This window comes from Marinobacterium litorale DSM 23545 (assembly GCF_000428985.1).
Taxonomy (GTDB): Bacteria; Pseudomonadota; Gammaproteobacteria; order Pseudomonadales; family Balneatricaceae; genus Marinobacterium_D; species Marinobacterium_D litorale.
The window spans coordinates 44,761-57,437 of record NZ_AUAZ01000023.1 but is presented as its reverse complement, the minus strand read 5'-3'; the positions used below and the strand labels follow the sequence as shown (position 1 = coordinate 57,437).

Annotated in this window: 11 protein-coding genes; 7 read left to right on the top strand and 4 right to left on the bottom strand. The window is 58.5% G+C overall.

Annotation, left to right across the window (positions count from 1 at the left end; all coding sequences use genetic code 11):
- Nucleotides 1–9: 9 nt before the first annotated feature.
- The gene (locus G403_RS0115965) at nucleotides 10–600 is read right to left on the bottom strand and encodes a malonic semialdehyde reductase (RefSeq protein WP_027854880.1); all 591 of its coding nucleotides are present in this window, start codon (nucleotides 598–600) and stop codon (nucleotides 10–12) included.
- A gap of 124 nt (nucleotides 601–724) precedes the next feature.
- Here G403_RS0115965 and G403_RS0115960 point away from each other — a divergent pair, with 124 nt between their 5' ends.
- The 7 genes from G403_RS0115960 (at nucleotide 725) to G403_RS0115930 (ending at nucleotide 8,608) form a co-directional block, all read left to right on the top strand.
- Complete coding sequence (locus G403_RS0115960; RefSeq protein ID WP_027854879.1) at nucleotides 725–1,660, top strand: LysR family transcriptional regulator; 936 nt, start codon at nucleotides 725–727, stop codon at nucleotides 1,658–1,660.
- A gap of 95 nt (nucleotides 1,661–1,755) precedes the next feature.
- A complete protein-coding gene (gene hpaR / locus G403_RS0115955; protein ID WP_027854878.1) occupies nucleotides 1,756–2,178 on the top strand; it encodes a homoprotocatechuate degradation operon regulator HpaR in 423 nt (140 codons plus the stop codon).
- Nucleotides 2,179–2,367: 189 nt separating this feature from the next.
- Nucleotides 2,368–3,786 carry an aldehyde dehydrogenase family protein gene (locus G403_RS0115950; protein ID WP_027854877.1) on the top strand — a complete coding sequence of 473 codons (1,419 nt, stop codon included), beginning with the start codon at nucleotides 2,368–2,370 and terminating at the stop codon, nucleotides 3,784–3,786.
- A 13-nt stretch (nucleotides 3,787–3,799) separates the two neighbouring features.
- On the top strand, nucleotides 3,800–5,005 hold the full coding sequence (locus tag G403_RS0115945) for a multidrug effflux MFS transporter (RefSeq protein WP_027854876.1): 1,206 nt from the start codon (nucleotides 3,800–3,802) through the stop codon (nucleotides 5,003–5,005).
- 45 nt (nucleotides 5,006–5,050) lie between these two features.
- Nucleotides 5,051–5,977: a 3,4-dihydroxyphenylacetate 2,3-dioxygenase gene (gene hpaD / locus G403_RS0115940; protein WP_027854875.1), complete on the top strand. Its 927-nt coding sequence runs from the start codon at nucleotides 5,051–5,053 to the stop codon at nucleotides 5,975–5,977.
- Between the two features lie 94 nt (nucleotides 5,978–6,071).
- Complete coding sequence (locus G403_RS0115935; RefSeq protein ID WP_027854874.1) at nucleotides 6,072–7,250, top strand: Bcr/CflA family multidrug efflux MFS transporter; 1,179 nt, start codon at nucleotides 6,072–6,074, stop codon at nucleotides 7,248–7,250.
- Nucleotides 7,251–7,282: 32 nt separating this feature from the next.
- The gene (locus G403_RS0115930) at nucleotides 7,283–8,608 is read left to right on the top strand and encodes a hypothetical protein (RefSeq protein ID WP_036234154.1); all 1,326 of its coding nucleotides are present in this window, start codon (nucleotides 7,283–7,285) and stop codon (nucleotides 8,606–8,608) included.
- A 107-nt stretch (nucleotides 8,609–8,715) separates the two neighbouring features.
- Here G403_RS0115930 and G403_RS0115925 read toward each other — a convergent pair whose 3' ends face one another.
- From G403_RS0115925 to G403_RS0115915, 3 genes are all read right to left on the bottom strand, one after another.
- Nucleotides 8,716–9,711: a porin gene (locus G403_RS0115925; RefSeq protein ID WP_027854872.1), complete on the bottom strand. Its 996-nt coding sequence runs from the start codon at nucleotides 9,709–9,711 to the stop codon at nucleotides 8,716–8,718.
- 228 nt (nucleotides 9,712–9,939) lie between these two features.
- The gene (locus G403_RS0115920) at nucleotides 9,940–11,685 is read right to left on the bottom strand and encodes a SulP family inorganic anion transporter (RefSeq protein WP_027854871.1); all 1,746 of its coding nucleotides are present in this window, start codon (nucleotides 11,683–11,685) and stop codon (nucleotides 9,940–9,942) included.
- A 25-nt stretch (nucleotides 11,686–11,710) separates the two neighbouring features.
- Entirely contained in the window at nucleotides 11,711–12,463 is a 753-nt protein-coding gene (locus tag G403_RS0115915) for a helix-turn-helix domain-containing protein (protein ID WP_169719913.1), read from the bottom strand.
- Nucleotides 12,464–12,677: the final 214 nt, after the last annotated feature.

The window sequence follows — 12,677 nt, the reverse complement described above, 5'->3', positions numbered from 1 at the left end:
GAACCTGCCTCAAAGTACCCGGGCGACCTGATCAAAGGCCAGCCGCTCACCCCGCGGGTGATGCCCACCGTCAACGCCGTAACCCAGGTTCACAATAAAATTAACCTTCCACCGCCCCTCAGGGAAAAATGTCGCATTCACTTTTTCCGGATCAAATCCACTCATGGCGCCACAGTCCAGACCCAGCGCCCGTGCTGCGATCATCAGGTAAGCCCCCTGCAACGATCCATTGCGGAAGGCCGTCGCCTTTGCAAGCTCTTTATTCTCGCGAAACATGGGCGCGGCATCGTAGGCCTTGAACTGCGTTGGCAGGTGCTCGTAAAACTCGCTGTCACTGGCGACGATAACCGTTAAGGGCGCATGCCGCGTTTTCTCCACATTGCTTGCCAGCATCGCAGGCAGCAGACGCTCTTTGGCCTCTGTGCTTTGTATGAACAGATACCGTGCAGGCTGCGTATTCATTGAGGTCGGACCCCATTTCAGGAGCTCGTACAACTGAACGATCTGCTCGTCACTGACCGGCTGGTCGGTGAACTGATTAAAACTGTGCGCCTGGTAAAAAAGCTGGTCCAGCGCATCCTGGCTGATAAGGGATTTCATGATTGACCTCCAAGAGCGTGTCGTGAGGGCTCGCCTCCAATGTAAGATTCGAGCACTCTACCCTCTTGATTAGATCGAAAAAATACCAGTAAATGTTACTTTTTGTTTCATAGACCGAACAAATATGGATCGACTCACAGCCATGCGGGTATTTGCTGAAGTGGCTAAGCGGGGGGGCTTTACGGCCGCTGCGGACCACCTCGATATTACCCGCGTCAAAGCAACCCGGTATGTCAGGGAACTGGAAACCTGGTTGGGTACACGGTTATTGCAGCGCTCCACACGCCGGGTCTCTTTGACGGCGGCCGGGGAAGCCTGTCTGCGCCAGTGTGAACAGGTACTGGCGATGACACAGGATCTGAAATCCACAGTGGGCGAGCGTGATACAGCCCCCCGCGGCCAACTCCGTATGACGACCAGCATCTCCTTTGGGCAGGCCCACCTGGCCGGGGCGGTGGCTGAATACCTGCGCCGCTACCCGGATGTGGCGGTTGACCTTATGGTCGCTGACCGTGCCGTCAATCTGATTGAAGAGCGGGTCGACCTGGCCATTCGGATTACCGGCGAACTCGATCCCAACCTGGTCGCTCGCCGGATCGCCCCCTGCCGCTCGGTGATTTGCGCATCACCGGCTTACCTGCAACACCACACCGCGCCGGCGGATCCATTGTCACTCAAGGCGCACAACTGCCTGACCTATACCAACTTTGGCAAGAGCGAATGGCGCTTCAACAACCAACAGGGAGAGGAGGTGACTGTGGCTGTCAGCGGCAACCTGACCGCTAATGAAGCCTCTATTTTGATGGAGTCGGCGCTTGCCGGCACCGGCATCGTTCAACTGCCGACCTATCTCGCCAACCCGAAAATAGATGACGGCAGTTTGATAGAGTTACTTCCTGAATGGAGCCCGCCTGAACTGGTTATTTGGGGTGTCTATCTGTCCAGACAGCACCTGCCGGCTTCGGTGCGCACCATGCTCGATTTTCTGGTGGAATGGTTTAGCGATGGACAGCCGTGGGAGCAGGACCAATACCGGCATGAAACGAAAGGACTTCAATAACGCTGGACATTAGTTAATACATTAATAAAATATAGGATTGCAGATTTGCAACGGATATCGCGTCCACTCACACACGCAGCAAGTAGTCCAAATATATGCGCAAGTTCGAAGACTCCATTCCCCTCAAGCTCCTGAAAGCACGTGAAGTCACCATGGGTTTTTTCCGGCCTATTCTTCAGGAAATCCCGATGACTGAGCAGCAATGGCGCGTAATTCGCGCGCTGAACGAGTATGAGGAGCTAGAGTCAAAGCAGCTGGCGGATCTGTGCTGTATTCTCAGCCCAAGCCTGACCGGCATCATCAGCCGCCTGGAGCAGAATGGTTACATCAAGCGCCGCAAGTCACCAGAAGACCAGCGACGCATACTGATCAGCCTGACGGATAAAGCCAAGGCGATGTTCTCCGAACTGAGCCCACGCCTGGAGCAGCGCTACCGTGACCTGACCGATAAGCTCTCCCCGGAAGACATGGATATGCTGCACGCGCTGCTGACCAAGGTCTGCAACATCAGACTGTAAGCGGCCTTCCTCGACTACACTGAACATTACGCATTGACTTTAGTTAACATGTTATCTAAAGTTATTAATTAATATATTAAGTAATTGTCGATTCCGGATGCCCACAGCGGTTGCTGGCTGTCTTTGCTGAAAAGGTCGCCCACGTTTATCGCCCTGCGGACCTCCCGAAGCGATTTGCCGGAGAGCCCTATGCTTAAGCAAACCTACCCCTATTTCCTGGCCAACGAGGCCCTGACTCCCAATCAGGATCTGGCGGTCCACGACAAGTACTCTGGTGAAGTAGCAACCCGCGTAGCCCTGGCCGATGCCGACGCCATCGACAAGGCGATTGCCGCCGCCAAGGACGCGGATGAGCCGATGCGCAAACTGCCCGCTCACAAGCGCCAGTCGATCCTGAACCACTGTGTTAAGCGCTTCGAAGAGTTGGCGGAGGCCTTGTGTATCGAAGCCGGTAAGCCGATCAAGGACGCCCGCGGCGAAGTCACCCGTCTGATTGATACCTTCCGCATTGCTGCTGAAGAAGCCGTGCGCATCGGCGGCGAAGTGATTCCGATGGACATCAGCCCTCGCGCCGAAGGTTATACCGGCATGTGGAAGCGGGTGCCGATCGGCCCCTGCTCGTTCATCTCGCCTTTCAACTTCCCGCTGAACCTGGCCGCACACAAAGTGGCGCCGGCAATTGCCGCCGGCTGCCCGTTCGTGCTGAAACCGGCGAGCCTGACCCCGATCGGTGCGCTGATCATCGGTGAGGTGCTGGCCGAAACCGACCTGCCCAAGGGCGCTTTCTCAATCCTGCCGTGCCGTCGCGACGGTGCTGACCTGTTCACCACCGATGATCGTCTGAAGCTGCTGAGCTTCACCGGCTCGCCGGAAGTGGGCTGGGACCTGAAGGCCCGCGCCGGCAAGAAACCGGTGGTACTGGAGTTAGGTGGTAATGCGGCCTGTATCGTTGACGAGGGCACCGATATCGAGGATGCAGTCCAGCGCATCGTCTTTGGCGCCTACTACCAGTCCGGTCAGAGCTGCATCAGCGTGCAGCGCATCATGGTTCATGAAAGCCTGTACGACACCGTGCGCGACAAACTGACGGCGGCGGTCAAAGCGCTCAAAAGCGGCGACCCGAAAGATGAAGAGACCTTTATCGGCCCGATGATCTCCGAGAAGGAAGCCACTCGCCTGCATAACTGGGTGCTGGAAGCCAAAGGCGCCGGTGCCACCGTACTGGCCGGCGGCGAGCGCGATGGTGCGATGCTGCAGGCCACCCTGCTTGAGAATGTGCCGGGCGATACTAACGTGAACTGCCAGGAGGCGTTCGGCCCGGTGGCGATCCTGTCGAAGTTCAGCGACTTCGATGCCGCGCTGAAAGAGGTCAACAACTCCGACTTCGGTCTGCAGGCCGGTATCTTTACCCGTGATATCTACAGGATTCAGAAAGCCTGGGATGAGCTTGAAGTGGGCGGCGTCGTTATCGGCGATGTGCCCTCCTGGCGTGTGGACCACATGCCGTACGGCGGCGTAAAGGACAGTGGTCTGGGCCGGGAAGGTGTACGTTACGCCATTGAAGATATGACCGAGTTGCGTCTGCTGGTTATTCGCGACCCGAACTAAGGTAAGGCCGCCGATGACTCCGATACCGCCAAGCAAAGCTCCATCCGTCGCGTTGATGACATTGATCGCCATGGCCAGCCCGCTGGCGCTCAACCTGTTTGTCCCGGCCATGCCGGATGCTGCACGGGAGCTGCAAACGGATGTCGGAGTCATCCAGCTTAGCTTTACCGCTTACCTGTTCACGCTGGCGTTTGGGCAGTTATTGTCCGGTCCCCTGGCCGATCATCTGGGTCGTCGTCCGATCCTGTTGGCCGGCCTTGCGCTGCACACGCTGGGCAGCCTGCTCGCCGCCCTGGCACCGGATGTGGTGATGCTGATCGCCGGGCGTGTACTCCAGGCGCTGGGGGGCAGCGCGGCGATGGTTCTGGCCCGTACCATTATCATCGACATCTACGGCCGCGAAGGTGCCGCCGGGCGCATGGGCTATATCGTGATGGCGATCGCCATCGCCCAGTCTATCGCACCAACGGTGGGAGGCTATCTGAACCTGTGGGCAGGCTGGAACGCCATCTTCTACGTCTCGCTCTGTATGGGAGCCGTGGCACTGTTGGTGGCCGCCTTGCAGCTGCCTGAAACCTGCCACGAGCGCTCCGAGAGTCTGCGGATCAAACCGGTGATTGAACGTTACGCGCAGGTCTTTCAGTCCGCCGGCTATCTGGGCTACGCCTTGTCCACCACATTTATCGCTGCGGCGTTTTACATGTTTGTGGGCTCCGCGCCCTACATTGTCGATCGTCTCGGAGGCAATTCGGCCCAGTTCGGCACCTGGTTCCTGGCGGTTTCCCTGGCATTCATGGCGGGCAGTTTTCTGTCCACTCGGCTGGCACGCCGGGCAAGCATCGATCAGGTCGTACTGGCAGGCAACCTGACATCGCTCACCGGCGCAGTGTGTCTGTTGCTGTTCGCGCTGGGCGGCGCTCTCAATTTCATGACGCTGTTTCTGCCGATGGCACTGGTCACCTTCGGCCGGGGGCTCAGCCAGCCCAATGCACAATCAGCGGCCATTAGTTGTTCAACCACGTCGGCAGCAACCGCTTCCGGCCTGATGGGCTTTATTCAACTGCTTACCGGGGCACTGATCGCTCAGCTCATGCCCCTGTTGTTAGGTGAAGGTGTGCTGCCGATCGCGGTCTGCATCTGCCTGGCGCCCTTGGCAGCTCTGGGATCTCATGCGTTCGCGGTTAATCGTCAGCGACAACAGCTGGCCGAGACCCGCTAAGCGATCTCAGTCTCACACACATTTTAAGAATCAGAGGAAATTGACATGGGTAAACTGGCACTGGTTGCAAAAATCACACACGTTCCGTCCATGTACCTGTCGGAGCTGGACGGCCCGCAGAAAGGGTTCCGTCAAGCGGCTATTGACGGCCACAAAGAGATCGGACGCCGCTGCCGTGAGATGGGTGTCGATACCATCGTCGTATTCGATACCCACTGGCTGGTCAACGCCAACTACCACATTAACTGTGCGCCGCACTACAAGGGTAATTACACCAGCAACGAGCTGCCGCACTTCATCTCCAATATGGAGTTCGAACTGGACGGCAACCCGGAACTGGGCCGTATTCTGGCCGAAGAGTGCAACAAGCAGGGCGTTGAAACGCTGGCCCATGATAACACCACCCTGGACCCCGAATACGGCACCCTGGTCCCCATGCGCTATATGAATGAAGACCGCCACTTCAAGGTGGTCTCGGTCTCGGCCATGTGCACGGTGCACTACCTCAATGACTCCGCTCGTCTGGGCTGGGCCATGCGTAAGGCGGTCGAGGAGCATTACGACGGCACGGTCGCTTTCTTTGCCAGCGGTTCCCTGTCTCACCGCTTCGCTCAGAACGGCCAGGCCCCGGACTTCTCGACCCGGGTCTGGAGCCCGTTCCTCGAGACACTGGATAACGAAGTGGTCGAGATGTGGAAGCGCGGTGACTGGAAAACCTTCTGCGAGATGCTGCCCGAATACGCCGCCAAAGGTCACGGCGAAGGTTTTATGCATGATACTGCCATGATGCTCGGCGCTCTGGGCTGGTCCGACTATGACCAGTCGGCCGAAATTATCACCCCCTACTTCGGCAGCTCGGGTACCGGTCAGATCAATGCGGTCTTCCCGGTATCGGAGCAGTCTGGAGAGTCGGTCCCGGGGCCCCAGGCCTCGGTCACCGACACGTTCGCCCCCGGCGCAAGCCGGCTGTAAGCGGGCAAAGGGAAAGAGCCTCCGGCTACTTTTCCCAGTTGCATATGGTGCTTTGGGCCCGCGCTTGCGGGCCCGTTTTTTCAGGGTGTAAGCCATGACAGCAATCGCTCGTCCGCAACGACTCATCGTGCTGCTCGCCGCCATGCAGGCGTTCGGCGCCCTCTCGATCGATCTCTACCTGCCGGGCCTGCCGGCGATCGCCCAGGATCTGGGCAGCCCCGAGTCCGATATCCAGCTGACGATCAGTGTGTTTCTGGTCGGCTTCTTCGTCGGCATGCTGTTTTATGGGCCGCTGTCGGACAAGTTTGGCCGCCGTCCGCTGCTGCTTGGCGGCATGGCACTGTATGTGATTGCAAGCCTGGGCTGCGTATTTGCCGACAGTTCAGCCCAGTTGATCGGCCTGCGGCTGGTTCAGGCGCTCGGCGGGGCCGCCGCCGCAGTGCTGGGGCGCACCATCGTGCGCGACCTGTTCCCGGTCAACGAGGCCGCACGGGTACTGTCGCTGATGCATCTGGTGACAATGATCGCGACCCTGATCGCGCCGCTGCTTGGCGGTTATCTGCTGCTGTTACTGGGCTGGCGCTCGCTGTTCGTCACGCTGATGCTGTTTGCCGCCACGACGCTGGCGTTCACGGCCTGGAAGATCCCGGAAACCCACCCCAATCCGACCCGCGAGGCCAGCGTGCTGTCGGTCTTCGCCGCCTATCTGCGCATGGCCCGCCAGCGGGTCGCGATCGGCTACGTGCTCTGCATGGCGCTGGTGTTCGCCGGCATGTTCACCTATATCACCGCCTCGCCGTTCGTTTACGTCAGCTACTTCGGCCTCGAACCCCAGCTCTATGCCTGGCTGTTCAGCCTCAATATCGGCGGCGTGATCCTGTTCGTCACACTCAACGCACGCTTCGTCAAACGGGTCGGCACCCAACCGTTGCTCTATGCCGGTGCCGCCTGCGCCGCGCTGTCCGGCATCCTGCTGATGATCGGAGGCATTTTCGAGGTCGGCGGACTGCCGCTAATCGTTATCGGCCTGTTCGGCTTCGTCGGCGTCACCGGTGTACTGGGCTCCAACTGCATGGCCAGCCTGTTGTCGCATTACCCGCAACAGGCCGGCGCCGCGGCGGGCCTGGGCGTTGCCGCCCAGTTCGGCCTCGGCGCGCTGGCCAGCACCCTGGCCAGTGCTCTGCACGACGGCACGCCGTTGCCGATGACCCTGATGATCGGGCTATGCGGACTGGGCTCGTTCGCCGCTCTGCTGCTGACCCGAAACCGCTAGTCTGTTCTTATCTATCCCGGAGCCACCTGACGATGCTATCCGCGAAATCACTTCCGCTACGCTTGCTCGAACCGCTGGGTGCGGTGTCGGGCCTGATGATCTTCTCGGCCATGGCTCTGGCGCTGGGCGATACATTCGGCCTGATCCAGGCCGAGGGGTTCGCCACTGCGCTGGCCTGGGGCTTTGTACTCGCCGAACTGCCTCGCCTGGCACCGCGCCAGATCCGCCTGCTGGCGATCCTGTGTGGGGCAGGCCTGCTGTTTGCCGCCTGGGCCTGGCTGCAGGGCGGCACACCGGATCCTGTTGCGCTGCTCAGCGAACACCTGAAGCTGGCGATGTTGCTGGCTGCGGTCAATTTCATCCGTCTGGTGTCGAAGCTTGAACCGGCGCCCGACAGACGCGGGCTGCGCAGCTTCCTGACCACGCTCGGCGGCATGCATTTTTTCTCGTCCGTGGCCAATTTCTCGTCCGTGGTGATGGTGGGTGAGCAGCTCTATCGTGGTGAAAAGCTGGCCCGTCTGTCACAGATCATACTGGCGCGTGGGTTCAGTCTTGCCGTGCTCTGGTCGCCGTTTCTGAGCATCCTGCCGATGACGCTGGATAAGGTCCCCGGCAGCGATATCTACAGCATCTATCCGTTCACGATCACGCTGGCGCTGCTGGGTCTGATGCTGACCGCATTCGAGGCGCGCCTGCTCTGCCCGCGCGATCTGGCGGACTATGCCGGTTACCCGATAAAGCGGTCGACGCTGACGCTGCCGGCACTGCTGATCGCCAGTGTGCTGCTGATCTCATGGCAGGCACCTGATCTGCCCACTATCGGCGTCGTCGCCTCGATGGCACTGGCGGCACCTTTGGCACTGCTGATCCTGCGCAGCGGCGTTGTCAGCTCGCTTAAGGCTGCCAAAAGCCACACGGTGGAGCGGCTGCCGGATGCACGCGGCGAGATCGGGCTATTTCTCAGTGCAGGGCTGCTCGCCGCCGGGGTCAAGGCCTGCATCGCCCAGGGACTCATCGAACTGCCGTTCGAACAGACCGATGCCACGGTTGCCTCATTGGTGCTGGTCTGCATCGTCGGCGGGGCCTATCTGGGGATTCACCAGTTCGCGTTGGTCGCGATCTTCCTCGGCCTGCTGGCCGACATCACGACGACTCCGACACTGATGGCGATCGCCTACATCATGGGCACGTCACTATCAATGTCCGGCAGCGCCTTCAGCGGCCTGAACTTCATCCTGCAGGCACGCTTTCGCTGCTCGGCCCGCGGGCTGATTCGCCAGAACGCGTTTTATACCCTGCTAATGCTCGGTGCCACCATCGCCCTGCTCTACCTGTTGCAGATTTGGGGCGTGCGCTGATCACCGGGCCCACCATAAAAAACGCCGCGTCTGATCAGACGCGGCGAAGCTCACTACTCTAGCAAAAATATCGGAAGGGGTGTCCCGCCGGAGCGGGACGGGTTGGATCAGAACTTAATATTTACACCCACAGCGACGTTGTCAGCCGTTTTATCGTACTGCCCAGTCTCGGCCCAGGCGACGATATTTTTACTGAAGGCTTTCTTTGCCTGGAATACCATGCCATCGTTGTCATTGGCATCCACATCTGAATCCTTCTCATAGTACCCGGCGGCGACCGAGTAGCCGTTACCAAAGTGATAGCGCCCGGTAACACCGTAGGAATCATAGTCACCGTTGGGGCCGAAAGTGTCCTCGTTGATCTCGTAGGTGGCACCGATATCGAAGCGCTCGAAACTGTACCCCGCCGTAAATGCCATACGCTTGTAGTCGTCATCGGCACCTGCCAAGCTCTGATCAGCCACCACGATGCCCGCCCCAAGGTTCAGCTTCTTGTCGTCGTAAACCACACGGAATGCCTTGACATCGATATCGTTGCCGTTGGTCTCGTTGATCGACAGCATTGCCATAGTGGCCTTGATATTGTTGAACGTCGGCGTGACATAGGCAACCACATCCTGGCCTTCGTCACCCTGCCCGAAGATCCCTTTCATCCCGGTCGGCGACACGGCGCCGGAGTGCGTTTCGTTGTACTCGAAGAGGTCTACATTGGAGTAGAGTTCACGTAACTGACCACTTGGGGTGCGCGGTGCCAGCACAAAGGCCCCATAGCGAGTCGGGAACACCACTTTGGCATCACGGATATGGATATCCGATTCACCATCCGCGCCGCCGGTGTCCTTGCTGTTGGCAGCATCGGCTACGTCGGCCGCGAGACTGTATACCATTTTGAATTCATCGAGCTTCACCAGCCCCTTCAGACCCAGTTCCAGTTCGAATACCTCAGGGTCATAATCGGCGTCTTCGCGGTCCAGAACACCGAGACTCGCAAACATCGTGAAATTCGGCTTCTCGAATTCTAATTCCGACGCTTGCGCGGAATTCGCAGCAGCCACAGCTACACCCAAAGTTGTCAGCACAAAGCCCAAAGCTGTCTTTTTCATTATTACACCTTATTTTTTTAATGAACCATCATCGCACCTAGATAATAAACTTAATATGTTTATAAAATAGCTTTCGTTCCATCGAGTGAAACGCTTAAATAAAATATTTCTTTATTAAATAGGATAATTTATTACACACATGGTTAACCGGAATGGCATTAAATAAGAACCCGGAAACCTGGTTTTACTCAATCAAAGAAAAAAAGGACTAAAAAAGGAATAATCAGCTCAGCAGGGGCACTCTCTATATACCCGATGGCTGCAGTCTTCACAGGGGCTTCGATCCATCTTGTCGGCACAGAATGTGATCGCCTCTTCGGTGGTCTCAAACAGATGTGGACGATCGATACGGTCGCTATAACCACACTGCTCAAGCTCATCCCGTACTGTGCCCTTCAGCGAACTGATGACAAGGGTGATCCCCCGCTGCGCCATGTAGTCAGATTCCTGACAGAGGAACTCCATACCGGCCAGGTCGATGAAGTTAACCCCCTTACCGTTGACGATCAGATGGCTCAGGCCGTCGGATTCAGCGACCAGCTGCCTGAGTGTTGTCTGCACATGATTGATCGAGCCGTAATAGAGCGAACCGTCGAGTCGCGCGATACGCAGACGCGGGCACTGGGGTAGCTGGTAACGGGCCACGTTGCGCACCCGTCGGCGTTCGCCCTGTCCGAGCGGGGCGACGGCAATGACCCGCGGCTGCGATGTACGCATCAGATAACTGACCAGTGACGTCAGCACGCCGATGTAAATGGCAAACTCCAGCTCGACCAGAAGCGTTGCCAACAGGGTCACGACGAGGATCACCGTCTCGCTGCGACTGGCGCGGACGATCCCGCCAATATGTTTGAAGTCAATCAGATTCCAGGCGATCAGCAGTATCGCGCCGGCCATCGCCGGCAGCGGCAGCCAGGCGGTGAGCCCCGGCAGCACAACGATGATCACAGCGAGGATGATCGCCGCGAAAATCGCCGCCATCGGCGTTCTGGCACCTGCATCGTAGTTGGCGCCCGAACGGGTAAACGAGCCGGAGCCCGCGTAGCAGGAAAAGAAGCTGCCGACGATATTGGACAACCCCTGGCCGATGAACTCCTGGTTGCCGTCGATCTGCTGGCGGGAGCGCAGGGCGATCGCCCGCGCAATCGACACCGCCTCGATCAGCCCCAGCATCGCCACGGCGAAAGCACCGGAGGTGAGCACCTGCATCCGCTCAAGCGACAGCTGCGGCACCGAGAAACCGGGCAGCGTGCCAGGCAGCGCACCCACGAGTGCAATGCCTTTGTCGGCCCCGTCGATCCAGTAGCAGACCAGACTCGCAGCCAGCATGCCGAGCAGCAGATGGGGCAGTCCGCGATGCAGCAATCGAACCGTTATAGCGACGACCAGCGTCGTCAGACCCACCCCAACCGACCAGAGATTGAGCTGACCGATACCATCGACCAGCGACACTAAACCAGCGATGAACGAGTTTCCGCTTCCGACGGGTATGCCGGACAGATGTTTAAGCTGGCTGGCGGCGATCAGTATAGCAGCGCCGGCGGTGAAGCCGATCACAACGGTGTGGGAGATAAAGTTGATCAGCCTGCCAAGCCGCAATAACCCCAGGGCCAGCTGGATCAGACCGGCCAGCAGCGTGATCAAAAGCACGGTGGCGATATAGTGCTCCGACCCCAGGCCGTTCGACTGGGCGCTGGCAACGCTCATAACGACGATCGAGATGGCCGCTGCCGGCCCCGAAATCAGGTGATGCGATGAACCGAACAGCGCGGCGACGATAGCCGTCACGATCGCCGTGTAGAGCCCGTACTCCGGTGGCAGTCCAGCGATAAACGCGTAAGCGACCCCCTGCGGCAACACCAGGACGGCACCGGTGATACCAGCGATCAGATCGGCGCGCAGAGTATCGCGGGTTACCCCCTTCATCCAGGCGAAAAACGGCGTCCAGGCGGCCGGTTTGTTGAATACTTTCATCGATTTCCTCTTGTTGCGCACTGCCTCAGGCGGGAATTCTGCTGGCGATATCACCGGCAGCGCGCTGAACGACCGTATACAGGTCCGGCTGTAGAGATCGGGCCTGACGCCGTCCCGGAATCCGGCATACGGACAAGCTGGCCACCAGACGTCCCTGTTTCAGTACCGGCACTGCCAGTACCTCCTGTCCGCTAGCGGTATCCGGGACGCTGTAGCGGATATACCCCTGCTGACGCGCTGTTTCGAGCATCTGATAGAGCCAGACTCGATCACGGGTCAGCAGCAACTCTTCCCGCCCCCCTGCGGCCTTCAGCACGCTGATGATCCGCTCCCGCTCGTTGTCGCTACAGAAAGCGAGATAGCACTGCCCTTCGGCTGAAAACAGCAGGGGCCGATCCTGCTGGAGCGCCCCCACCCCCTTATCTGCGGGCAGCGCACACAACACGGACATCTGTAATTCGTTGCGAACGTATACCGCCGCCGACAGATAATTTTGATCCAGCAGTTCTTGAAAGGTCCGGCCCGCCGCCTGCTGTATCGAATCGAAATGCGCACCCTGCGCTCCCTGCAAACCTTTCGCACGCGCCAGGTTATAGCCGGCTCCGCTGTCTGCCCGATCCACCCAACCCGCGTGTTCCAGTGTTTTAAGGATCCGCAGCAGTGTCGCTTTACTGATCGCAGTAGCCTGATGCAGTTCGGCCAGCGTGGCCGGACTTCGTTTTCTGAGTTCATCCAGAACCAGCATCCCCCGGGCTAGGGCATCGATTGTTTTTGTCATTGTTTGGGCCGATAAATGAACAAAGGGATTCATGGCCGTTTTACTGCACCAATTTCGATGCAGACTTTAAACAGCGAAGAACTCTCTATTTAATGAAATGATCTCTATCGGAAACGCCGGATTATGAAAATCCTTATATTAAGAATTTAAAAAGGTCGACCCGGTCATGCTATGCATGAGATTAAATCAGTGACTTGAAATAATTCGCCGGGGT